This is a genomic window from Phaeospirillum tilakii, assembly GCF_042683125.1.
Lineage (GTDB): Bacteria > Pseudomonadota > Alphaproteobacteria > Rhodospirillales > Magnetospirillaceae > Phaeospirillum > Phaeospirillum tilakii.
The window spans coordinates 107766-131757 of record NZ_JBHUIY010000006.1 but is presented as its reverse complement, the minus strand read 5'-3'; the positions used below and the strand labels follow the sequence as shown (position 1 = coordinate 131757).

The 23992-nt window shown below is 66.6% G+C and carries 18 protein-coding genes and 2 CRISPR repeat arrays; of the genes, 13 read left to right on the top strand and 5 right to left on the bottom strand.

What is annotated here, in order from left to right; all coding sequences use genetic code 11:
- Nucleotides 1–62 precede the first annotated feature (62 nt).
- From ACFSNB_RS05100 to ACFSNB_RS05070, 7 genes are all read left to right on the top strand, one after another.
- Nucleotides 63–269 (top strand): cold-shock protein, encoded by a 207-nt coding sequence (locus ACFSNB_RS05100; protein WP_377314955.1) that lies wholly within the window; start codon nucleotides 63–65, stop codon nucleotides 267–269.
- Nucleotides 270–429: 160 nt separating this feature from the next.
- Nucleotides 430–645 carry a hypothetical protein gene (locus ACFSNB_RS05095; RefSeq protein ID WP_377314954.1) on the top strand — a complete coding sequence of 72 codons (216 nt, stop codon included), beginning with the start codon at nucleotides 430–432 and terminating at the stop codon, nucleotides 643–645.
- 435 nt (nucleotides 646–1080) lie between these two features.
- Complete coding sequence (locus ACFSNB_RS05090; protein ID WP_377314953.1) at nucleotides 1081–1479, top strand: NifB/NifX family molybdenum-iron cluster-binding protein; 399 nt, start codon at nucleotides 1081–1083, stop codon at nucleotides 1477–1479.
- A gap of 299 nt (nucleotides 1480–1778) precedes the next feature.
- Entirely contained in the window at nucleotides 1779–2738 is a 960-nt protein-coding gene (locus tag ACFSNB_RS05085; RefSeq protein WP_377314952.1) for a radical SAM protein, read from the top strand.
- 44 nt (nucleotides 2739–2782) lie between these two features.
- Nucleotides 2783–3655 (top strand): nitrogenase iron protein, encoded by an 873-nt coding sequence (gene nifH, locus ACFSNB_RS05080; RefSeq protein ID WP_377314951.1) that lies wholly within the window; start codon nucleotides 2783–2785, stop codon nucleotides 3653–3655.
- Between the two features lie 12 nt (nucleotides 3656–3667).
- Entirely contained in the window at nucleotides 3668–5182 is a 1515-nt protein-coding gene (locus tag ACFSNB_RS05075; protein ID WP_377314950.1) for a nitrogenase component 1, read from the top strand.
- A gap of 12 nt (nucleotides 5183–5194) precedes the next feature.
- Nucleotides 5195–6589, top strand: a complete 1395-nt coding sequence (locus tag ACFSNB_RS05070) for a nitrogenase component 1 (protein ID WP_377314949.1) — start codon at nucleotides 5195–5197, stop codon at nucleotides 6587–6589.
- A 241-nt stretch (nucleotides 6590–6830) separates the two neighbouring features.
- On the opposite strand, the gene ACFSNB_RS05065 is transcribed toward ACFSNB_RS05070, so the two are convergent.
- Genes ACFSNB_RS05065 through ACFSNB_RS05055 form a run of 3 tightly spaced genes read right to left on the bottom strand, consistent with a single transcriptional unit; the run spans nucleotide 6831 to nucleotide 11046 of the window.
- Complete coding sequence (locus ACFSNB_RS05065) at nucleotides 6831–8186, bottom strand: nitrogenase component 1 (protein WP_377314948.1); 1356 nt, start codon at nucleotides 8184–8186, stop codon at nucleotides 6831–6833.
- Nucleotides 8183–9718 (bottom strand): nitrogenase component 1, encoded by a 1536-nt coding sequence (locus ACFSNB_RS05060; protein WP_377314947.1) that lies wholly within the window; start codon nucleotides 9716–9718, stop codon nucleotides 8183–8185. Before ACFSNB_RS05060 ends, ACFSNB_RS05065 begins: the two co-directional genes overlap by 4 nt.
- Before the next feature lie 32 nt (nucleotides 9719–9750).
- A complete protein-coding gene (locus ACFSNB_RS05055) occupies nucleotides 9751–11046 on the bottom strand; it encodes an O-acetylhomoserine aminocarboxypropyltransferase/cysteine synthase family protein (protein WP_377314946.1) in 1296 nt (431 codons plus the stop codon).
- A 463-nt stretch (nucleotides 11047–11509) separates the two neighbouring features.
- Here ACFSNB_RS05055 and ACFSNB_RS05050 point away from each other — a divergent pair, with 463 nt between their 5' ends.
- The 4 genes from ACFSNB_RS05050 (at nucleotide 11510) to ACFSNB_RS05035 (ending at nucleotide 16913) form a co-directional block, all read left to right on the top strand.
- Nucleotides 11510–12754 (top strand): tyrosine-type recombinase/integrase, encoded by a 1245-nt coding sequence (locus ACFSNB_RS05050; RefSeq protein WP_377314945.1) that lies wholly within the window; start codon nucleotides 11510–11512, stop codon nucleotides 12752–12754.
- 139 nt (nucleotides 12755–12893) lie between these two features.
- A complete protein-coding gene (locus tag ACFSNB_RS05045; RefSeq protein WP_377314944.1) occupies nucleotides 12894–13097 on the top strand; it encodes a helix-turn-helix transcriptional regulator in 204 nt (67 codons plus the stop codon).
- Between the two features lie 4 nt (nucleotides 13098–13101).
- The gene (locus tag ACFSNB_RS05040; RefSeq protein ID WP_377314943.1) at nucleotides 13102–13572 is read left to right on the top strand and encodes a hypothetical protein; all 471 of its coding nucleotides are present in this window, start codon (nucleotides 13102–13104) and stop codon (nucleotides 13570–13572) included.
- Nucleotides 13569–16913: a plasmid replication protein, CyRepA1 family gene (locus ACFSNB_RS05035; protein ID WP_377314942.1), complete on the top strand. Its 3345-nt coding sequence runs from the start codon at nucleotides 13569–13571 to the stop codon at nucleotides 16911–16913. The genes ACFSNB_RS05040 and ACFSNB_RS05035 overlap by 4 nt, the downstream gene beginning before the upstream one ends.
- A gap of 126 nt (nucleotides 16914–17039) precedes the next feature.
- On the opposite strand, the gene ACFSNB_RS05030 is transcribed toward ACFSNB_RS05035, so the two are convergent.
- A complete protein-coding gene (locus ACFSNB_RS05030; RefSeq protein WP_377314941.1) occupies nucleotides 17040–17819 on the bottom strand; it encodes a hypothetical protein in 780 nt (259 codons plus the stop codon).
- 104 nt (nucleotides 17820–17923) lie between these two features.
- Nucleotides 17924–19519 carry a hypothetical protein gene (locus ACFSNB_RS05025; RefSeq protein WP_377314940.1) on the bottom strand — a complete coding sequence of 532 codons (1596 nt, stop codon included), beginning with the start codon at nucleotides 19517–19519 and terminating at the stop codon, nucleotides 17924–17926.
- A gap of 123 nt (nucleotides 19520–19642) precedes the next feature.
- A CRISPR array of direct repeats spans nucleotides 19643–20530; the repeat unit is 37 nt; unit sequence GTCTCAATCCGCTCCCAACAGCGGATGGGCTCCAGGC.
- Nucleotides 20531–20698: 168 nt separating this feature from the next.
- Between ACFSNB_RS05025 and cas1 the strand changes: the two genes are divergently transcribed.
- Both cas1 and cas2 read left to right on the top strand, forming a co-directional pair.
- Entirely contained in the window at nucleotides 20699–22654 is a 1956-nt protein-coding gene (gene cas1, locus ACFSNB_RS05020) for a CRISPR-associated endonuclease Cas1 (protein WP_377314939.1), read from the top strand.
- Nucleotides 22655–22656: 2 nt separating this feature from the next.
- A complete protein-coding gene (gene cas2, locus ACFSNB_RS05015; protein WP_377314938.1) occupies nucleotides 22657–22944 on the top strand; it encodes a CRISPR-associated endonuclease Cas2 in 288 nt (95 codons plus the stop codon).
- Nucleotides 22945–23112: 168 nt separating this feature from the next.
- A CRISPR array of direct repeats spans nucleotides 23113–23925; the repeat unit is 37 nt; unit sequence GGCTAAGCCGTCTCCGCTATCGGGAGCGGATTGAGAC.
- Between the last annotated feature and the right edge of the window lie 67 nt (nucleotides 23926–23992).

Here is a 23992-nt window from a genome sequence, read left to right as displayed (position 1 = left end):
ATTACTGATTTGATGCCGCGGCTCGTTTCGGCCGGGGCAACGCCAGCCCATGGGAGACATCAATGTCCACTGGCACCGTGAAATGGTTCAATTCCACCAAAGGCTTCGGTTTCATTCAGCCCTCCGACGGCTCGAACGACGTGTTCGTTCACATCTCCGCCGTCGAGCGTTCGGGCCTGGGCAACCTGACCGAAGGCCAGAAGGTGTCCTATGAGGTCGAGACCGGCCGGACCGGCAAGCTGGCCGCGGTCAATCTGCGCGCGGCCTAAGCGAACAGACGCCTGCTGGTGTTCCGGGGCGACCCGGGACGCACGGAAGGCTCGAGTGCCGGCCGAGTGATCCCGTTCCCTCGGCTGGCGTTCGCCGGAAACCCCGTTGGCTCAGTCCCTGAGTCGGCGGGGTTTTCCCGTTTTGGGGAAGGGGCAGGGCATGTCGAGCGAACACAAGCCGGTGAGCCCGGGAGCGGAAACCGCCAGCGCCAGCGATCGGGCGGCGGCCGAGGCGGCCCAGATGGTCGAGGAATCCGCCCGGATGGTCGCAGCGGCGAAACGGTGGCGCGACGCGGTGGCGACCCCCGGCCTGACCGCCAGCCGCAACGCCATCGCCGCCAGCCGCAGCCTGCTGCGCCGCAGCCGGCTGGGGTGATCCCGGCGACAGGGAAGGCTAGGATTCGTCGATGCAGGTGACGCGGTTGCGGCCCTGCCGTTTGGCGGCATACATCGCCTCGTCCGGCCGATGTTCGGCCACAGCGCCTTGATCGCCTGACACAGGGTTCGGCGATCCGCCCAACCAGATCGCTCTGGCGCAGGGGGGGCGGCTCAGGCATTCCGCCATTGTCCGCCTCGTGGCCATGGCTGTCGTTGATCCGCTTGAAATGGTCGAGACGAACAGGACCGAAAACGGCCGGCCGCCGCGCCACGCCTGAAGAGGGTCGGGCGTTGTCGAGACCGGTCGGCGGATCGCGATCGGCCTGCGCCGTCAGCCTCGGCGCCGATAAATCATGACATAATCTATAGAGAGTGTTGACATTGTCGGACCGACGGTGGTTGGATTCTCCTCCCCCAGGCAAGGGAGGGTCGAATGCCGGTCAAGGTCGCGATATCCAGTGCCGATGGCAGAACGGTGCACCAGCATTTCGGGCAGACGACCCAGTTCGTCGTCTGCGAAATCGACGGCCGCTCGGTCCGTTTCCTTGAGGTCCGTCCCAACCGCCCTCCCTGCGGCGGCGCGGACGAGGCGGGCGAGAGGGGGCACGACGAGGGCAGCATGGGCCGAACCGTCGCCCTGATCGCGGATTGCCGGGCGGTGATCAGTGCCCAGGTCGGCGTCGGCGCGGTGGTGCGGCTGGCCGAACGGGGGATCCAGGCCTTCGTCATTCCCGATTTCATCGAATCCGCCCTCGGCCGTCTGATCGACAGCGGCGCTCTCGACGAGCCGGTGCAGCCGAAGAAGCGCTGGCTGGAAGATATTCGCCCCTAGGACTCTGCCCCCGCGCAGGGACCCGGCGCCGCGCGGGCGGAGCGCGGCGGTCCGGCAGGGGGGGCTCCTCCGCACACATCGCCTTTAGACTAGATTTATAGATTTAATTGACATCCGCCCGTCCCGGCGTGTTCAATTCCCTCGATGGATGCGGGGCGCTGCCGCCGCGCATCCCGGGAAGAGATTTGAACGGGAAGACAGATGTCGATCGAAACCATCCTGCCCTGGCGGGATCGCCCAAGGGTTTGTCACGCCGGCCGGGCCGATGCGGGGCGGCGGCCGGGGCGGGAGCGGGCGTGATGACCCTGGTTCCCCCCCTCCGCCCCGAATCCGCCGACGACAACGCCCGCCGCTGCCCGGGGCAGCGCCGGCCGGAGGCCTCGTCGCCGTTCCCCCAGTTGGAAGGCCGCCATCCCTGCTTCAGCCTGACGGCGGAGGGGCACGCCAGCAGCGGCCGCCTGCACCTGCCGGTCAGCCCGGCCTGCAACATCACCTGCCGGTTCTGCCGGCGCGACTTCAACCGCGACGAATGGCGGCCGGGGGTGGCCCGGGGGCTGGTGGCGGTCGATCAGGCGGTCGATGTGGTGCGCCGCGCCCTGGATTTATGCCCGACGATTTCGGTCGTCGGCATCGCCGGGCCGGGCGACACCCTGTGCACCGATCATGCGCTGCGCGCCTTCGCCCTGATCCATGCCGCCTTTCCCGACCTGATCAACTGCCTGTCGACCAATGGTCTGCTGCTGGCCGAAAAGGCCGAGCCGGTGATCGCCGCCGGGGTGGGGACGGTGACCGTCACCGTCAATGCGGTCGATCCGGCGCTCCAGGCCGAAATCAGTCCGACGATCACCTATCACGGCCGGCGCCTGACCGGTCTTCCCGCCGCCGAGCGCCTGATCGCCAACCAGATCGCGGGCATCCGCCGCATCGTCGCGCTGGGCGGGGTGGTCAAGGTCAACACCGTGCTGATTCCCGGTCTCAACGACCGGCATGTCGAAACGGTGGCCCGCACGGTGGCGGCGGCCGGGGCGTCGATGATCAACCTGATTCCGTTGCTGCCGGGACATGAGTTCGCCGACCGGCCGGCGCCGACGGCGGCGCAGCAGGCCCGGGCCCAGGCCGAGGCGGCGCGTCATCTGACCGTCTTCAGCCATTGCAGCCGCTGCCGCGCCGATGCCTGCGGCATTCCCGGCCTGACCGATTATGCCGACGCGCTCTATGCCGCCCGGCCGGCTCAGGACAGCACCTTTTCGCACGGCTGAGGCCGCCTGCGTCCCCCCCCTCCAGAGCAAGGATTCCAACCGACATGGCCAGCAAGAAACCGAAGCAGATCGCGATCTACGGCAAGGGGGGGATCGGCAAATCGACCACCACCTCGAACATCAGCGCCGCCCTGGTCGAGGCCGGCCACAAGGTGATGCAGTTCGGCTGCGATCCGAAGAGCGATTCGACCAACACCCTGCGCGGCGGCGAATACATTCCGTCGGTGCTCGATCTGCTGCGTCAGAACGCCCGGGTCGATGCCCACGAGGCGATCTTCCGTGGCTTCGGCGGGGTCTATTGCGTCGAGGCCGGCGGGCCGCAGCCGGGGGTGGGCTGCGCCGGGCGCGGCATCATCTCGGCGGTCGAACTGCTGAAGCAGCAGAACATCTTCGAGGAACTCGACCTCGATTACGTCATCTACGATGTGCTCGGCGACGTGGTGTGCGGCGGCTTCGCCGTGCCGGTGCGCGAAGGCATCGCCGAACACGTCTTCACCGTCTCCTCCTCGGACTTCATGGCGATCTATGCCGCCAACAACCTGTTCAAGGGCATCCAGACCTACTCGAACAAGGGCGGCGCCCTGCTGGGCGGGGTGATCGCCAATTCGATCAACACCGACTTCCATCGCCAGATCGTCGATGATTTCACCCGGCGGACCCAGACCCAGGTGATCGAATACGTGCCGCGCTCCCTGACGGTGACCCAGGCCGAGTTGCAGGGCAAAACCACCATCGAGGCGGCGCCGAATTCGGAACAGGCGGAAACCTATCGCCGGCTGGCCCGGCGGATCGCGGAGCACACCGAGTCCAAGGTGCCGACCCCGCTCAATCAGCAGGAACTGCGCGACTGGTCGGCCGGCTGGGCCGATCACCTGATCGAGATCGAGCGCGGCAACCAGTTGCTGGCCGCGTCGTAAGGGGGGGCGATCATGCCGATCAATCTGAAGACCGCCGTCGTCGAAAGCCGCGAGCAGCGGCTGGGCACCATCATCGGCTGGGACGGCAAGGCCTCCGACCTCGCGAAGGAATCCGCCTATGCCCGGGGCGGATGCGGCAGCAAATGCGGCCAGAAGGCCCGCCGGGTGTGCGAGCTGAACAGCCCGTTCACCCAGGGCTCGGTGTGCAGCGAGCAGATGGTCGAATGCCAGGCCGGCAATGTCCGCGACGCGGTGCTGATCCAGCATTCCCCGATCGGCTGCGGCACCGGTCAGGTGATCTACAACTCGATCTACCGCAACGGGCTGGCCCTGCGCGGCCTGCCGGTGACCAACCTGCACCTGATCAGCACCAATCTGGGCGAGCGCGACATGGTGTTCGGCGGGGCAGCCAAGCTGGAGCGGACCATCCGCGACGCCTGGGAACGCCATCACCCCAAGGCGATCTTCATCGCCAGCTCCTGCGCCACCGCGATCATCGGCGACGACATCGAAAGCGTCGCCGGCCAGCTCGAGACCGAACTCGGCATCCCGGTGATCCCGCTCCATTGCGAGGGCTTCCGCTCGAAGCATTGGAGCACCGGATTCGACGCCACCCAGCACGGCATCCTGCGCCAGCTCGTCCGCAAGGACCCGGAGAAAAAGCAGGAGGATCTGGTCAACGTCATCAATCTGTGGGGATCGGACGTGTTTTCGCCGATGCTGGCCGAACTCGGACTGCGGGTGAATTACGTCGTCGATCTGGCCACGGTCGAGGATCTGGCCCAGATGTCCGAGGCGGCGGCGACGGTGGGGTTCTGCTACACCCTGTCCTCCTACATGGCGGCGGCGCTGGAGCAGGAATACGGCGTGCCCGAGGTCAAGGCGCCGCAGCCCTACGGCTTCGCCGGCACCGATGCCTGGCTGCGCGAGATCGCCCGCGTCACCCACCGCGAGGGACGGGCGGAAGAGTACATCGCCCGCGAACATCAGCGGGTGCGGCCGCGCCTGGAGGAATTGCGGGCGCTGCTGAAGGGCAAGAAGGGCTACGTCTCGACCGGCTCGGCCTATTCCCACGGCCTGATCGGGGTGTTGCGCGAACTGGGAATCGAGGTGGACGGCTCGCTGGTGTTCCACCACGACCCGGTCTATGACAGCCAGGATCCCCGCCAGGATTCGCTGTCGCACCTGCTCGACACCTATGGCGAGGTGCCGCAATTCACCGTCGGCAACCGCCAGCAATACCAGTTCTTCGCCCTGCTCCAGCGGGTCAAGCCGGACTTCATCATCATCCGCCACAACGGGCTGGCCCCGCTGGCGGCGCGCCTGGGCATCCCGGCGATTCCGCTGGGCGACGAGCATCATGCCGTCGGCTATCAGGGCATCCTCAACCTGGGCGAATCGATTCTCGACGTGCTGGCGCACAAGAAGTTTCACCAGGACCTCGCCGCCCATGTCCGGCTGCCCTATCGCAAATGGTGGCTGGAGCAGGAAGACCCCTTCGTGCTGGCCCGCAACGGCGCCGCGTGACCGGAGAAACCGATGTCGATCATTGATTCCCAGGACAAGGTGGCGGCGAGCGGTCTCGCCGCCGGCAAGACCAACTCGATCGAGCAGGTCCGCTATGGCTGCTCGATCGGGGCGATGCAGAGCGTCGCCGCCATTCCGCGCGCGATTCCGATCACCCATTGCGGGCCGGGCTGCGCCGACAAGCAATTCATGAACCTGTCCTTCTATAACGGCTTTCAGGGCGGCGGCTATGGCGGCGGGGCGGTGGTGCCCAGCACCAATGCCTCGGAGCGCGAGGTGGTGTTCGGCGGCGCCGAGCGGCTGACCGAACTGATCGGGGCCACCCTCAAGGTGCTGGAGGCCGATCTGTTCGTCGTCCTGACCGGCTGCATCTCCGATCTGGTCGGCGACGATGTCGGTTCGGTGGTCAAGCCGTTCCAGCAGCGCGGCGTCCCGATCGTCTTCGCCGAGACCGGCGGTTTTCGCGGCAACAACTTCACCGGCCACGAATTGGTCACCCGGGCGATCATCGATCAGTTCGTCGGCCCGTATGACGGCGAGCGGGTCAAGGGGCTGGTCAATGTCTGGTCGCTGCTGCCCTATCACAACACCTTCTGGCGGGGCGACCTGACCGAGATCAAGCGGATCCTCGAAGGCATCGGCCTCAGGGTCAACATCCTGTTCGGGCCGGAATCCGCCGGGGTGGCGGAATGGAAGAGCATCCCCCAGGCCCAGTTCAATCTGGTGCTCGGCCCCTGGCTGGGGCTGGAGACCGCCCGGCACCTGGAGGCGAAATACGGCCAGCCGTTCCTGCATGCGCCGGTGCTGCCGATCGGGGCCAAGGAGACCGGGGCGTTCCTGCGCCGGGTGCTCGAGTTCGCCGGCTTGAACAAGGGGCGGGCGCGCAAGAAGGCCGAGGCGTTCATCGCCGACGAGGAGGCCCGCTATTACAAATACATCGAGGATTTCACCGATTTTTATGCCGAGTACTGGTGGGGGCTGCCGGCCAAGTTCGCCGTGGTCGCCGACAGCACCTACGCCCTGGCCCTGACCCGGTTCCTGGTCAACCAGCTCGGGCTGATCCCGGGCCGCCAGATCGTCACCGACAACCCGCCCGAAGAGGTGCGGGACGACATCCGCGCCCAGTTCCGGGCGATCGCCGACGATGTCTCGACCGAAATCGATTTCGAGGAGGACAGCCACACCATCCATCAGAAGCTGCGGGACACCCATTTCGGCCACAAGGCGCCGATCATTTTCGGCACCACCTGGGAACGCGATCTGGCCAAGGAACTGAAGGGCTCGATCGTCGAGGTCGGCTTCCCCGCCTCCTACGAGGTGGTGCTGTCGCGCGCCTATGTCGGCTATCGCGGCGCCCTGACCCTGCTGGAGAAGATCTACACCACCACCGTCGGCGCCAGCGCCTGAGCGTTGCCGGCCGGGGCCCTGCCGCGAACCGGCAGGGCTGCCCGCTCGGGTTTCGCGGTGGTGTGGGCTCCGCCCACGCCCGCCAAGGGCCGCAAGGCCCTTGGAACCCATTGATGGTCGGGCGCGGAACGGCCTTTCCGCTTGGGCGCTGGCGTTGGCCGCGCGAAGGGCAAGGAAAGGGATCCAAGGGCCTGCGGCCCTTGGCGGGTGCGGGCGGAGCCCGCGAATCGGAAAGCAGGGATCACCCCATCGTTTCGGCGCGCACCACCGTGGTGTAGATGCGCTCGATCAAATGCAGCGCGCCGCGATAGCCGAGACAGGCGCGCGACAGCACCACCTCGTCGGTGCAGGGGTAGCCGATCTCGATCAGCGGCGCGTCGAGCGCCTTGGCCATTTCGCCTTCCCAGGTGGTGCCGAACAGGATCGGCAGATGGCCGGTCAGATCGGTGGCGCGCAGGATCCGATCGATCTCGTAGCCATCATCGGCGAAATGAACCGGGACCGCGTCGGTCAGGGCGTGGAAGGCGGCGACGATTCCCGGCCGCGCCGCCTCGGGCGGGTTCTCGGTGACGATCAGGCCGGCCGGCACCAGCCCCAACTGCTCGATCATGAAGGTGGCCACCGCCAGGGCGTAGGCGCTGTCGCTGACGACGATCAGCGCCGACGGCAGCCGGTACTGGCTGGTGCAGCCGGCATAGAACGACGAGAAATCGCGCAGATAGAGGTAATAGCGTCGCTCCTCCGCCGCGATGAAGCGTTCCACCCGCCGGGGATCCCGGCCGGTGAAGGCGCCGACCGCGCGGAGGAAGGCGCCGGTTTCCCGGGCGCCGATCGGCAGGGTGGGGCGGTGCAGGAACGGCTGGCCGTATTTCGCCTCCAGATGCCGGGCGGTCTCCAGCCCCAGCCAGGGTCCGAGCACCAGATTGAACCCGGCGTTGGGCACCTGCCGCCATTCCTCGACCCCCTGGCTGGAATGGCCGAACAGGATGTTGACCTCGAGCCCGATCCCTTCGAGCAGGCGGTGGATCTCCTCGAGATCGCCGCGCCAGAACGGATGCTGATAGGGCAGCAGCGACCAGACGTTGACCAGATCGGGCCGGGTCGGGCCGGCATGGGCGTCGGCGAACTGGTCGATGATCGCCCGGACGACGATCTCGTGGCCGGTGAAGTTGTTGCCCTGATAGCCGCTGGTCTCGGCCAGCACGATCGGGACGCCGCGCTGGCGATGGCCGGCGACGACATTGCCGACATCGTCGCCGATCAGGGCGGGTACGCAGCCCGACAGCACCACGAACAGATCGGCCTCCATCACCTTCAGGGTGGCGGCGATCACCGTGTCGAGCCGGTCGGCCCCGCCGAAGATCACCTCGCGGTTGCCGATGTTGGTGCTGGGGACCTGGAACTCCCCGCCCTGATAGCCGCTGATTCCCGACAGGGCGTGGAACTGCTTCGAGGCGCAGCCGGGGCCGCAATGGGTCATTGGCTGGGCGCCGGGAATGGCGATGACGCTGGCGAGGGCGCCGAGCGCGCAGACATAGCGGACCTGTTCGAGCGGGCGGGATTCCGCGCAGGGCGAGGCGGGGGGGAGGGCGGTCATCGCGGGGCGGGCTCTTCGGCTGGGGCGGCGGGGGGGAACGGGGCGTAGGGGTTGGTCTCGTCCTTCCACCAACGCTGATAGGGAAAGGAGGAATGGGCGGCGACGTCCTGATAGAAGCGCCGCCTCGGCAGGATGCGCAGGATGCCCCGCCCGATGGTGATCAGTCCGTCATAGCCCAGCCCGTCATTCGAGTAGAACACCGGCAGCACCGGAATGCCCAGCCGTCCCGCCAGCGCGGCGATCGAGCCGGTATGGCGGCAGATGACGAAATCGGGTTTGGCCCGCTGCAAGGCGGCGTGGGCCTGGAAATGCTGATCGGGGCTGACGGTGAAATTGGTCACGTCGCCCCAGGTCTCGACCAGATGCGACAGCGAATCCTGGCGGGGATCGCCGCTGTCGGTGCTGGGATCATGATGGAAGGAATAGGCCGCATCGACCTCAATTCCCAATTCGCGCAGATCGGCCAGCAGGCCGTGGGCGAAGGCGGCGCCGGCGGCGATGAAGCCCTTCTTCCCCGCCAGGGCGCGCCGCAGCCGCGCCAACTCCGGTTCGACCCGGGCGCGTTCGCGGGCGATCAGCGCCTCGACCCGCTCCTCGCGCCCGGTTATGCGGGCGATGTCGCGCAGCCAGGCGTCGGTGGCGTCAAGACCGTAGGGCAGCGGCGCCTTGACCTCCGGCACGCCGTAATCCTGCTCCAGCCCGGTGGCGAGATAGGACAGCACGAAGCACATCGTGGCGGTGGCGGCGGCCTCGGACATCCGCGCCAGCCGGTCGAGCGGACTGCCCCCCATCACCAGATTGACCGTCAGGCCGAGCGGTTCCAGCAGCGGCGAGAACACGTCGGGGCCGCCGAGATGGATCACGTTGATCAGGTCGGGCTGGCGGCGGGGCGGGTCGCGGCGCACCAGCCGGCGCAGGATGCCGTGCTCGATCACGTCCCAGCCGCTGCTCCAATGCTTTGATTTGAAGCCTTCGCAATGGAGGGTGACGATGATGACGCCCAGTTCCGCTTCCAACTGCTGGGCGGTACCGTCGATGTCGTCGCCGATGATCCCGGTGGCGCAGGAACTGGCGACGAAGATCACCTGGGGGCGGTGGCGCTCCCACGCCGCGCGGATCGCCTGTTCCAGCTTGGCCACCCCGCCGAACACCATGTCGCGTTCGACCAGATTGGTGCAGATCGCCTGCGGGTTGCTGACCTCCCACCCCCGCTGGGCGGCGAGGTCGCGATAATAACGGCAGGTGAAGGACTGGCTGGCGGCGCAGCCGATCGGCGCGTGCTGGATGACGACGGAATCCTGGATGATCGTGGCGTTGGTGACGGCGATGCATTCGGCGCACATCGAGGCCTGGGTGAAGGGGCTGTCCCGCTCGCACAGACGCTTGCCGCCCTGGCCGCGTCCGGCGTTGCCGCAGCCGGCGGTGAAGGCGGAATCGCGGGCCAGCTCGCTGGCGCTTCCTTCCCATTGGGTGATCGTCCCCAGCCGCTGTTCGCGGGTTTCCGCTTCCGGATGCTTGAGATTGATGGCCATGGCGTCCCTTTCTCTGGCCGGACGACGGGGATTCAGGCGTGGTCGAGGGCCTGGGACAGGTCGGCGATGATGTCGTCGGCGTTCTCGATCCCGATCGACAGCCGGACATAGCCCGGGGTGACGCCCGAGGCGTGCTGCTGGCGCGGCGGCAATTGGCCATGGGTGGTGCTGGCGGGATGGATGGCGAGGCTGCGGGCGTCGCCGATATTGGCGACGTGGTAGAGCAGTTTCAGGGCATCGATGAACCGCTTGCCCGCCTCGATCCCATCCTTCAGTTCGACCCCGACCAGCCCGCCATGGCCGCCGGTCAGATAGGCGTCGGCGCGGCGGCGGGCCTCGCCCGCCTGGTGGCCGGGATAGATCACGCTGGCCACCTTGGGATGGCCGGACAGGAAGGCGGCGACCCGGGCGGCGTTTTCGCTGTGGCGCTGGATGCGCAGCGGCAGGGTCTCCAGCCCCTGGGCGAGCTGGAAGGCGTTTTGCGGCGCGATCGCCGGGCCGAGATCGCGCAGCAGCCCGGCCCGGGCGGCGAGGAGGAAGGCGATCGGGCCGAACGGCTGGGCCAGCTCGACCCAGCTTCGGTCGGCATAGGACGGGTCGGGCCGGTTCAGCAGGGGCTGACGCTCGGGATGGTCGGCCCAGGGAAAACGGCCGCTGTCGATGATCGCGCCGCCGATGGTGGTGCCGTGGCCGCCGATATATTTGGTCGCCGAATAGATCACGACCGCCGCGCCATGGTCGATCGGGCGGGCCAGCACCGGCGCCAGGGTGTTGTCGATGATCAGCGGGATGCCGAATTGGTGCCCGATCTCGGCGACCTCGCGGATCGGGAACACCTCCAGCTTCGGGTTCGGCAGGGTTTCGCCGAAATAGAGCCGGGTGCGGGCATCGGTGGCGCGGCGGAAATTCGCGGGATCGGCCGGATCGACGAAACGGGCCTCGACACCGAACTGGCGCAGCCGGTTGGCGAAGAAATTCCAGGTTCCGCCGTACAGGTCGGTGCTGCTGACGATGTTGTCGCCCGCCTCGACCAGGGTCAGCACCGCGATCGCCGTTGCCGCCTGCCCCGAGGCCAGCGCCAGCGCCGCCGCACCCCCGTCCAGCGCGGCCAGCCGCTGTTCCAGCGCGTCCTGGGTCGGGTTGGCCACCCGGCTGTACATGAACCCGATCTCGGCCAGATTGGCCAGCCGCTCGGCCCGCGCGGTGTCCTGGAGATCGAACGACACGCTCTGATAGATCGGGACCGTGGTGGCACCGGTGGCCGGGTCGGCGCGAAAGCCGCCGCCATGCAGCACCAGGGTGTCGATATTGCGCGTTTCGACCGACATAGCCGCTCTCCCGCCGTTTGTCCGGCGCGGCCGAGGGAACACGCCCCGGGCGTATCCCCTGCCACGCTTCGACACGGAAAAGGCTACGGGGTGCTGCCAATCATGTCAATATAGTCTATATATTTTATGGATTTTCAGGGGGGGTGTCCCTCCCTGGCCGGCGGCGTCGCGGAATGCCTGTTGGGCCAACACGGGACAAAAACGACTAAGGCCGCCCGAAGGCGGCCTTAAGTCATTGAAGTCATTGGCGTCCCCACGGGGATTCGAACCCAGGTTACCGCCGTGAGAGGGCAATTTTTATCGTCCAGTCATGTCTCTCGTCGTTTATGAGTATGCTGATAATAAACAGTTTTTGTTGCGGAGACGTCCCCTCCTGTCTACCCTGATCCGCAGACGCAGACTGGACACTGACAGGACACCGATTTTTCCGCCGAACTTCGGCGGTAATGGATGGAGGGACGAAATGGCGCGTGCGAAGGCTTCTCCGCTGGCAACGAAAAAGGCCCGGCTGGCTTTGCCGGTGGCGAAAAAGCCGGTGTTCGAAAGCCTGGGCGGCGGGACCAGCGTGGGTTATCGCCGCAATGCCAGCGCCGGAACCTGGGTCGTCCGCAAATCAGATGGCAAGGGCGGATCAACCCAGCGCGTGATCGGGCTTGCCGACGATTACGAGGATGCCGACGGCGAACGGGTGCTGTCCTGGGCGCAGGCCCAGGCGCTGGCGCTGGAAACCGCCGCCAATGAAGCCGACGTATCGCCAACCAACCGGATGAGCGTTGCCGCCGCGCTCGACAGTTACGAAGCCGACCTTGCCGCCCGGCGCGGAGATGTCGGCAACGTCCAGCGCGTTCGACGCCACCTTTCCGACCGGCTGGCGGAAAAGCCGGTGGTCGAATTGACGGCGGCCGATTTGCGGAAATGGCGGGATGACCTGTTGCAGACCCTTGCCCCGGCAACGGTCAATCGAACGGCCAACGGTCTTCGCGCCGCGCTGGAACTGGCCGCCCGTCACAATGACCGGATCAGTAACGGCAACGCGTGGCGGCATGGACTGGCCGGACTGCCTGACGCCGAGCAGGCGCGAAATGTGATTCTGTCGGATGCGGTGGTGGAGCGGATCGTTCAGGCGGCCTATCGTGTGTCACATGCCTTCGGACTGCTGGTCGAAGTGGCTGCCGTCACCGGCAGCCGCTATTCCCAGATCGCCGGGCTGTTGGTGGGGGACATCCTGCCCGGCCAGCGCCTGAACATGCCGACATCGAAAAAAGGCAAAGGAACCAAAAAGACTCTGCGCCGTCCCCTGCCGATCCCGGCCGGCTTGGCCGTCAGACTGGCCGAAGTGGCACAGGGGCGGGAAGAGGAGACCTCTTTGCTTCTGAAGCCCTCCGGCGCTCCCTGGGGCAAGAGCGACCATAGCCGGCTGTTCGCCCGTGCGGTGGGGGCCGCCGGGTTCTCGGCAGACGAGATCGCCCCCTATGAGCCGGCGGAGATCACCCTTTACGCCCTGCGCCATTCCTCGATCGTTCGCAGCCTGCTGCGGGGTGTGCCGGTCCGGGTGGTCGCGGTACAGCATGATACGTCGGTGGTGATGATCGAACGGAACTACAGCGCCCATATCGCCGACCATGCCGATGCGTTGGCCCGCCATGGGCTGCTGGATATCGATGGGGGCGCCAAGACAGGAGATGTGGTCAGCCTGCGGCACGGGTAACCCGCTGCTCCATGGACCGTTTAAACGCAGCGGCGCCTTTCGGGGCGCCGTTGTCGATTGTGAAATACCCCCCGGGGAAAGCCCCGGACAGCCAGGGCATGGTGTGGACATCTACCAACAAAAAGGGGCCACATCCAAGATGGCTGAGAAACTTATCAGAATTAAAGACGTCGTTAGCCAGACCGGCCTGGGACGATCGACGGTTTACAAGCTGATTGGCGAGGGGCTGTTTCCCTCTCCGCTGCACCCGGTGGGCCGTGCGTCCGCATGGCCGGAAAGCGAGGTGCAACGCTGGATCGCGGCGCGGATCGCCGCTCGTCCGGTCACTGGGCAGGAGGGCTGACGCAATGGCTCTGCCGCGCTGGAAAAACCGGAAATGTTCAGACGCCCATCCGCGAATGGATGCCGCACGTCTGGACGAAATTGCGGAAGACATGCTGACGATTGATGAGTATGTGATCGAACAGCTTCCCGCCTCCGTTCGTTACGACCGTTTCGACATTGTCGCTTCGGCTCTCGTTCTCCGAATCAACCGTCTCGGTCGCCCGAGCGTCGAGGAGGTGAAAGAGCTTATCCTCAAGGTGGACAGAGGTGAGTTTCGCCTTGATGGCCTGCTTTTCTCGGTTCGATGGAGCGGGGCCAATACCCGCCGTCGTGGGCGCAGGATGGAAACCTTCTCCCGCCTCCGTTATCTGGCTGAATGTTTGGCCGTGGCCGAACGGGAGGACCGGGAAGGAAAATGCTCTGAATCTGCCCGGCAGACGGCACGGGAGTTGATCGCAAGGGAAATGGCCGCCGACCAGGGGGCCTCATCATGACGGCGGCCCCTTTCCTCGATTGGTGCGGCCGGCATTATTCGACACCGGAAGACCTTCTGGCCGCGTTTTTCCCGAGCGCCCAGGCGGCAGCGGCACAGGTGGGCGCCCGCCTGGATGAGCTTCCGAAACTGGATGGGCGCCGCCACTACCTGCCCGCGCTGAATGGCCGCAGGGATCAGAAGCAGTTTTATATCGCCAGCCTCACCGAGGATCGGGATGGCACAGTCTGGCCGGCGATCACGTTCAAATCGTTTCGACATGGCGGGCAAACCCTGTTCTGGAAGCCTCGGGACGAGGCCTGGGGACAATTCAGCCGGGATCCTGGTCTTGGCGAGGCCAACGACAATCAGCCGCAGGTCGAGGCCTATCGTGCCGCCGTCGAAGCGACCCGTCAGGCCCAAGCGGCACAGGCTGCCGCGCGTGACCGCCAACAGGAGGATGGACACCGCGCCGCAGCCGAGGCGGCCCGTGCCGCCTGGGAGCAGGCGATCCCGAGCGAGGACCATCCCTATCTGACCCGCAAACGGATTGCGGTTCCGGGCTTGCGGGTGGCCCGGATCGATTGCCGGGCGCAATTGTGGGGTGGCGCGGAGCGGGGTTGGTGCGACGTTCCGGCGGTCCGAGCCGGCGATCTGTTGGTGCCGATGCATGACGAGGCGGGCCGGCTGGTCAACCTGCAACGGATCGATGCCGGGGGGCGGAAACGTTTCATCCTCGGCGGTCGTGCCCACGGGTGCCATTTCGAGATCCCCGGCGGCAGTGGTCGGCGTGTTCTGGTGGAAGGGCTGGCAACCGGGGCGACGTGGCACCGGGGAAGCGGCGATACCGTGATCGTGGCTTTCTCGGCCGGAGCCTTGCCCCTGGTCGCTTCGTATGCCCGGGCCGATCTGGTCGCGGCCGACAACGACACGTCGGGGACGGGAGAAAAAGCGGCGCGGGAAACCGGCTTGCCGGTGCTGATGCCGTGGCGGGGCGGCCAGGATTGGAACGATGCGGGGTGGGAGGCGGTCCGGGCCGCGATCGTGAATGCCAACGCCGAGGCCTTCACCTCCCCACGCTCTCTCCCGGCGGTCGCGCTGGAAGGGCGCGAAGCGACATGGTGGGGCAAGCTGGCGGCGGCGGAGTCGGCCGGTGATGTCGCCGCGCTGGCCTGGGCGATTGCCCGCCGGGTGTCGGCCCGTTGTCCGCATGTGTTCAGTCTGGAGGAACTGTTGGGGCGGCTGCATGACACAGCCCCGGCGGGTCTGTTGCATCCCGACAGTTTGCGGGCCATCGGCGAGGATCGGCGGAAGCGGCTTGAGCAGCGGAAACAGTGCGCCCTGTCGGCGGTCGCGATCAGCCCGGACGTCATGGGGCGGCACGATGTGGAAACCGTGGCGACGTTGCCCAGCCTGTCGGCGGCGGATTATCACGGCGTGATCCTGCTCAACGCGCCGATGGGGAGCGGCAAGACCCAGCGCATCGGCGCCCCGTTCGCCGCCTGGGCCAAGCAACAGCCCGGCCGTTTCGTCGCGATCTGTCACCGGCAGAGCTTGGTTGACGAATTGGCCCTGCGGCTGGGATGCCGTCATTACCAGGACGTTCCGGCCGATCTGGCGCCCTCGGTCGAGGCGTTGGCGACCTGTTTGCCGAGCATCGTCAAGGCCGACCACGCTCCCATCCTGGGCAAGGTGCGGTTCGTGTTCCTGGATGAAATCGCCCAGGTGCTGCGCTCGCTCGCGTCCAAGGTCACGGTGGCCGACGGTAAAAGCCCGGCCGACGTGTTCCACGCCCTGCGCGATCTGGTGCGAAAGGCGGAATGCGTCATCGGTGCCGATGCCGGGATGGACGACCGGGTTATCGCCTTTCTGGAAGCCTGCCGGCCAGGGGAGCGTTTTCGCATCATCCACCTGCCGCACCGCAACGAGGGGTTGGCCGTGAAATTCGGCTTCGGTCAGGACGCCCAGGTCACGGCCTATGGCGAGGCGCAGGCTCGGCTCAGTGCCGGGGAACGCCTGTGGGTCGGGTGTGGCGAGAAAAGTCGGGCGATCGAGGTCGCCCGGGTGCTGGAGGCCGGCGGGGCGCGGGTGCTGCTGCTGCATGGCGACAACCGGAACAATCCGGAACAGGCCAAATTCTGGCAGGATCCGGAAGGCGTTTCCCGAACCTACGATGCCGTGGTGCATACCGGGGTCATTTCTTCCGGATTGAGCATCGAGCATCGCGAGACCGGTCCTTATTTCTCCCACGGCCTGTTGTTCGCCAACGGCGCGACCATCACTCCGGCCGATGCGATGCAGATGCTGCGGCGGGTCCGCTATCTGCGCTCCTGGACGATCGTGGTCCTGGCGAACAATCGCCGCGACATCGACCATGCCGCAGCGATCACCGCCGGGATGGAAGAGGCCGCCGCGCGTGAAGGCCTCGCCGTGACCCATGCCAGCGATTTCGACCACTTCGTCGCCAAGGTCGAAGCCGATCACGCCACACAGCGGGCCGACTTCGCCGCCGGGCTATGGTGGGGACTGGAGCATCAGGGGTTCCGGGTCGAACGGTTGCCGCTGGTGGTGGACGAGGCACTTGGCGCCGAGGTCAAGGCCGTGCGGGCGGCGATCCGCGAGCAGGGGCGTTCCGCCATTCTGGCCGCGCCGGACCTGAGCGACGCGGAGGCCGCCCTCCTGCGCGACATCCCGCGCCCGACCGAGGCGGAGCGACTGGCCCTGCTGCGGCATCGGATCAAAACCGACCTCGGCGTTGATGATGTTGACGAGGCCGCGTTGGAGGTCTGGGACGAAGGGCGGGGGCCGCGCCGGATGGATCGCTTCAGCGCCGGGGTTCTCGGGCTGGCCGACCCTCGTGACCCCGCCTCGGGCGATCTGGCGTTGCATCGGTTCGAGCGGGCGAGGGTCTTGGCCTACCGCGCGCTGTTGGCCGGGGTGACGATGCGTTCTGGCTTGCGGATCACGCCCGAGCTGGCAACCCACCTGCTCGGCCGGGTGATTGAACGCCGCTACCTGCTGGCCTATCTCGCGATCGTGCCGGCGAAGTGGGCCCGCTATGTGGGGGTGGACCGCAACGGCCAGCCCGGGGCATTGCCGATGCCGGCCTATCCCCTGCGTGACGTCAGGGAAATTTTCGAGCGGATGGGGCTCGAATGCCGTCGCCGTCGCAACCAGCACAAGGCGGCGGTGGGTGCCACATCCCCTGATATCTGTTTAGAAGATATCCCCCCATCTGGCACCCAGCGGCGGGCGATCGTGGCAACCGAGACGTGGCACGAGATCACCGCCGAGAGTTGGAACCGCATCGCCCGACAGGCCGCCAGCCGCAATCGGTGCCGTCCGGTCGAGGGGGTGGGCTGAGCCCCCCCTTCACGGGTCCTTCCCCGGGGCCATGGCTTGCGGCGACCACGGCACCGCCGGCCGTGCGGTGTGGGTGGGCCCTGGAAAGGGTTTTTGTTGTTTTTTCCCAAGGGAGGTCCTGGAAAATCATCCTTTTTTCGCAAGAGGATCCGCCAGGATAGCCAGCAGCGCCTCGGTTTCCGGCAGCGGCTCGCCCCGCCCCCAGAAGCCGGCCCGGGGCAGGTCGCCCCCGTGCCAGCCACCGGGAAGCGCCGCGTCAAGCGCCCGGACCGCTGGGCCGGGGCCGAAGAAATTGACCTCGGTCGGCGAGCGGATCAGCACCGCTTCGGGCGGCGGGTCGAGCGTCGCCAGCCGGTCCGTCACCGTGGCCGTGCGGGCATGGGGCAGATCGACCAGGGTCACGGCGCCGTCCAGGGCGGGCCGGCGGCGGGCGGTGGCGGTCTCGCCGTCCCGTTCCTCGGCCGGAGTAATGCCCTGGGCCTGCCGGTCGGCGCGGCGGATCGCTTCGATTTCCTCGGCGCTGGCGCCCAGGGCGCGCAAAGCCGGGACATGGCCGCGATCGTTGGCGGCGACCAGGGCAAAGGCTCTGGTCCAGGCTGACGGCGGCAGCCCGAGCAAGGCAAACACCTGCTCCAGCGAGGTCGGGCGGTCGCTCCCGCTGTCCTCGTTGTGGTGGTCGATCACCACCGCGCCGGGCGGCGGTTCGATGTCGAGGGCGAGTTCCACCAGCACCGGCACGGTCTCCGGCGGAAGCACTCCCAGATCCTCGGCATAATCGGACAGGCGGGCGCCCCAGGTCAGGCCCCGGTCCCGGATCGCTTCCTCCCCCAGGGTCGCGGCGACCAAGGCGCGAATGGTGGTCATTTCCAGGTCGCCGCCGCCGAGCAGGAAGCACCAGCGTGTCATTTCATCCGGCCTCCGCAGAATTGGAGGTGGCGCTGTTGTCGGGCTGCCGCCCGAACCCGCTTGGGGCGATGCCCCAAACCCCCTTATTATTCAGAGGGATACTATCATAGTTGACGCTGCGCCAGATATGCCGCGACCATCGCGACCAATCCCAGCACAGCCGCGACCCATCCGGCTTCGCGCCATCGTCGCCGGGTGGCGATCAGCCCCAGCCCCAGGCCGGTACAGCCCAGCACGCCGGCGATCGTCGTCTCGACGAAGGCCCAGACGGCTTGGCGAGTCACCGGCTCGGCGGCATTGGGGACGGATGATCCGGTCTGTCCCGGAATCAGCACGTTGATCCCCAGCAGGCCGACCACCAGCGACAGCGTGAGCCCGACCGTGGCAACCAGACTGAGGGTGTTGGCGGCGTCGGCGGCGGCGCGGTCGGAGCGGGCATTGCGGAAGGCCAAATGGTCCTGGGCCTCGCGCATCACCTGGGCATACAGGGTCTCGGTGCCGAGGAAGCTTCGCCAGTGCTGGAACAACTCGCGGCTTTGGCTGTGGTTGGACAAATCGGGGAACCACAGCCGATGGGTGAAATCCAGCGCCGCCTTGAGGATGTCCTCGGCGGCCGGGTCGGACAAATCGCTGGCATGGCTCAGCCGGTGCGACAAGGCCAGCAGGGCGGCGATCTGAAGATGGGCGATCAGTCCCATCTGGAAGTAATGCCGCCGGAAATGGGTGCGGGCGTGCGTGGTGAAGAAGTCATCGTTACCGACCATCACGAAACTATGACCAGACAACAGGGTTCGGGTCGTTTTCCCCTCTTTTGGATCCCAAAAGGCGTCGTAGCAATGCCGCGCCTCGAAATCGGTGAGATAAGCGGTGCCGTAGGGCAGGGCGTGACCGTCGGGTTTGTCGAGCAGGGCCAGCCGGACCCAGTCGCCCCGGGAGATCGCCTCGGGGTGTTTCACCTTCAGCCAGGCCATCACCGGCATCCGTTCGTCGCCGAGCTGACGCCAGTGTTGGGGATCGAACTGAAGCGGCTGGAGCAGGGCCCGCCAATGCGACGCCAGTGGCGAGGTGTGATGGGTGCGAACCCAATTGATCGCTTGATCGCGGTCGAGGGGCTCGGATGGGCGAATTTCCGTGTCCCCCCGCCCCAGCCAGCGCACCGTGTCGGGCGACAGGCCGGGCTCTTTCTCCGAGATCCAGTACGGTGGATAGGCACGGCGCAGGGTGTCCAGTACGGTCAGCGCCCGGTCGAGCGTGCCCAGCGTCTCGGAGGAGACCTCCAGCGCCAGCAGCGCCACCCCCATCGGCGGCAGCAGGTAGAGGTGGCACCGTTCGACGCTGAAAATCAGGGGATCCCCGGTCCCAAAGCTGACCTCCATCCGCTCAATGCCGGCGCCGAGCCGGAACAGCCGGAGCGGCGATGGGTCGGAAAACAGCAGATCCTGGATGAAGGGGTGGAAGTAGACGAATTCGGCGTAGGCATCGGCCGCGCCATCCTGCGGCGATCCGAGGGAAGACAGGGCATCCAGGCGGGACTTCGTCACCTCTTCCCAGCCCGAGGCCTTCAGACGATCCGCCTCGCGGCTGATGCGGTCGCTGATCTGTTCGGTGCGGTCCCGTTTGGGAATGTCCAGGCGGAACGGCCATAACAGGATCTCGCGGAACTGCTCGACCTCGATCAAGGGGAGGGCGGCCTTTTCCATCGCTCCCGGCTCCTGTTGCGGTGGTTTCCCTGGTGCAGGGTGCGGTTGCGCGGCGACGAAGGCAAGAGCCGATCCGGTGGCTTTGGGCGCTGGGTGCGATCGCGAGGCGCTCCGGGCCGAACCGTTTCAATCCGCTCCCAACAGCGGATGGGCTCCAGGCAAGCAGGACGACGCGGCCATCAACGAAGCCCTGCTGTCTCAATCCGCTCCCAACAGCGGATGGGCTCCAGGCCCGGATTCTGGCCGAGGCGGAGGCTTCCGAGCTGGTCTCAATCCGCTCCCAACAGCGGATGGGCTCCAGGCATCGCCACTGGCCCCAAGGGCAAGGGCTATTCGGTCTCAATCCGCTCCCAACAGCGGATGGGCTCCAGGCTCAGCTGGATGAAGAAATGGCTCAAGGTGGGCCACATGTCTCAATCCGCTCCCAACAGCGGATGGGCTCCAGGCGTCGGTGCGATCGGCGTTGTCAGCATCGTCATCCTGTCTCAATCCGCTCCCAACAGCGGATGGGCTCCAGGCGACCAGATTCTTCAACGCTGATCGGCAGCTGGTCGTGTCTCAATCCGCTCCCAACAGCGGATGGGCTCCAGGCTCGTAGTCTTTGGCGGTCTCGCCCTCGCAGTCGTCTCAATCCGCTCCCAACAGCGGATGGGCTCCAGGCCCTGGCGCGGAAGTGGACCGACGACGCCGCGAAGTCTCAATCCGCTCCCAACAGCGGATGGGCTCCAGGCATTCGTGAACCATTTCCGGCTTGACCGAATGAAGTCTCAATCCGCTCCCAACAGCGGATGGGCTCCAGGCGTGCCTGGTTGGCAGTAACCTGGTTGGCTGAGTCTCAATCCGCTCCCAACAGCGGATGGGCTCCAGGCACGGCACCATTCTTAAGTTGATCAAGGATAAGGTCTCAATCCGCTCCCAACAGCGGATGGGCTCCAGGCTCGATAACAATATGATCATCAGCGTGATAGTGAAAGGTCTCAATCCGCTCCCAACAGCGGATGGGCTCCAGGCTCCTCCCTTGGCAAGCCGTTGTCAATCAAGCGGAAAACAGGGCCTGTTCCACGGGGTGGGGCAACGGTCGGGGCCGGAGGATCCGATTTCCCGTCGCGCCGGTTGAAAAAGAGCGAAAAAATCATTTTATAATAATCGTTTGTCATTCATTCCACGGGGTGGAGGCCGATGTTCGAGGCGATTTCGTCGCTGACGACGTTGGAGGCGGCGTGGGAGAAGGTCAAGGGCAATGCCGGCGCCGCCGGTGGTGATGGCGAGACGGTATCCGCCTTCGCCGCCGAGGCTCCCTCGCATCTGCTCGCGCTGCATCGGGAGCTGCGGGCGGGGCGGTATCATCCCGGGCCGCATCGGGTGGTGCTGATCCCCAAGCGGTCGGGCGGCACCCGGCCGTTATCGATTCCCTGCGTGCGCGACCGGGTGGTGCAGACGGCGATCGCGCTGGAATTGACCCCGGTTTTCGATGCCGGGATGGCCGAGGACGGCTTCGGCTATCGGCCCGGGCGGTCGGTGCGGCAGGCGGTGGCGCGGATCGAACGGTTCCGCGATGCCGGCTATCAATGGGTGATCGATGCCGACATCGAACGCTATTTCGAGAAGGTGCCGCATGACGCGCTGATGAGCGCGCTGGGCCGGGTGATCGAAGACCGGGCGGTACTGGATCTGATCGAACAGGGGCTGATCGCCGGCGCGGAGGGCGGGCGGGGGTTGGCCCAGGGCTCGCCGCTGTCGCCGCTGCTGTCGAATTTCTATCTCGACGGATTCGACGACGCGGTCGAGGCGGCGGAGGTGCGTCTGGTCCGCTTCGCCGATGATTTCGTGCTGTTGTGCCGGTCGGAGTCGCGGGCACGGGCGATGCTGCCCCGGGTGGCCGCGCTGCTGGAGGAACGCGGCCTGCGGCTCAATCCGGAAAAGACCCGGATCGTTGATTTCGCCGAGGGGTTCCGTTTCCTCGGCCATCTGTTCGTCCGTTCGCTGGCGATGAAGGTCGATCCCGAGGAGGATGGGGCCGAGGAGGCGGCGACCCGGCTGTTGCGCGAGATCGCCGCCGGGGATGAGCGCGCCGCCCGGGCCCGCGACGAGGCCGAGGCCGGGGAGCGGGCCGGCTGGCGCGCCACCCAGCGGGTTCTCTATCTCCATGGCGGGCGGCGGCGTCTGGGGCTGCGCAACCAGAGTCTGACCGTCAGCGAGGAGGGCCGGGAACTGCTCGCCCTGCCGGCGGAGCGGGTCGAGCGGATCGATCTGGGGCCGGAGGCCGACGCGGAGCCGGTGGCGCTGCGTCAGGCGCTGGCCGCCGGGATCGTGGTGCAGTTCGTCGATGGCTTCGGCGCCACCGAGGGAACCTTGACCCCGTCCTCGTCGCGTCGGGCCGGGCTGCATCTGGCCCAGGCCGGGATCGTGCTCGATCCGGTGCGGCGGCTGGAGCTGGCGCGGCGGCTGGTGGCGGGGCGGATCCACAACCAGCGGGCGCTGTTGCGCCGGTTGCTGCCGGCCGGGGCGCATGACGCGGAGACCGAGACGGCCTTGGCCGGGCTCAACCGCGCCTATCGTCAGACCGCCGATCCCACCCTGGATCTGGCCGCGTTGATGGGCACCGAGGGCGCGGCGGCGGCGCTGTACTGGCCGGCGCTGGGGCGGCGGCTGAAGCGGGGCTGGAGCCTGACCCACCGGGTGCGGCGGCCGCCGACCGATCCGGTCAACGCGGTGCTGTCGCTGACGGCGGCGATGCTGACCCGCGAGGTCGCGGCGCTGGTGTCGCGCCATGGCCTGCATCCCGGTTTTGGGGCGCTGCACGGCTCGCGCGACGGGCATGACGGCTGTGTCTATGATCTGGTCGAGGAATTCCGCGCCCCGCTGGCCGAGGGGCTGACCGTCACCCTGTTCAACAATCGGGAGGTGTCGGCGGCGGATTTCCTGACGGTCGAGACCCCGGCGGCGGCGGTGCGGCTGACCGGCGAGGGGCGCCGCCGGGTGATCCAGGGCTATGAACGCTGGCTCGACCGTCCGGTCGCCAGCCCGCGCGGCGGCAAGGTGGTGTGGCGGCGGTTGATCGAGGAGCAGGTGCTGGCCTACGCCGCCCATTGTCGCGACGAGGCTCCCTATGCGCCCTATCGGATGGATTACTGACCATGGCCGATGCCGAGATGTTGACCGTGTTCGTCTATGACGTCGAGAGCGACCGGACCCGCCGCCGTCTGTCGGCCTATCTGGAGGATTTCGCCGTCCGGGTGCAGAAGAGCGTGTTCGAGGCCCGCCTCACCGCCGCCCGCACCCAGGCCGTGACCCGGGCGGCGGCCGCGCTGCTCGACCCCGGCGATTCGCTCCGGGTCTATGCCGTCGCCACCGTCGGCCGGTCCCGCTGCCATGTCGTCGGCGGTGGCCCGATGCTCGAAAACGAGCCCTACATCCTGCTGTAGAGGGCCCTACCCCGTGGAAAGCTGGTTATGACCATGATTTATAATGGGAATATCTGATGAAACGGTTCTGTTTGTCGCTGGAACAGGCTGATTCTCGCGCGGTCGCCCTTCACCCCGTGGAAAGAGGCGGAAATTGTGGCCGATTGACAAGGGCTTACGATGGGGGGAGGCTAAGCCGTCTCCGCTATCGGGAGCGGATTGAGACTTGCACATCACATTTATTGCCGTCATGTGATAGGCGTGGCTAAGCCGTCTCCGCTATCGGGAGCGGATTGAGACCAATTGACCGATATGGATCGATACCGAAGGAGGGGCTAAGCCGTCTCCGCTATCGGGAGCGGATTGAGACAGCCTGAAACAGGATCAAGCCTTAAACGCTGAGGCTAAGCCGTCTCCGCTATCGGGAGCGGATTGAGACGTTCGGCGCAAGTTGCCCCCAGTGACTGGCTTGGCTAAGTCGTCTCCGCTATCGGGAGCGGATTGAGACCTGCTCCTCGTCGAGCTGTTCGAAGAGATCACGCGGCTAAGCCGTCTCCGCTATCGGGAGCGGATTGAGACGTGATGATCGAGGATGCACCCGACCACCACCGGAAGGCTAAGCCGTCTCCGCTATCGGGAGCGGATTGAGACAGCTGTTCGAAGAGATCCCGCGCGATGATGATCGGCTAAGCCGTCTCCGCTATCGGGAGCGGATTGAGACAGGATCTCTCATCCTCGCTTTGTGGGGAGTGTAGGCTAATCCGTCTCCGCTATCGGGAGCGGATTGAGACGCGGACCACCTCGACGTTGAGCGTGTCGGTCGCGGCTAAGCCGTCTCCGCTATCGGGAGCGGATTGAGACTTCGAAGCAGATCAGGTATTCCGGGGTGATCGGCTAAGCCGTCTCCGCTATCGGGAGCGGATTGAGACGATCCGATAGTACGCCCGCACCAATTCGAGCGTTTCGGCTAAGCCGTCTCCGCTATCGGGAGCGGATTGGGGGGCTGATGCCGAGGGGCGCGGCCCATCCCGAGATGGCCATTGACAGGTTCCAAGGGCCCTCGGCCCTT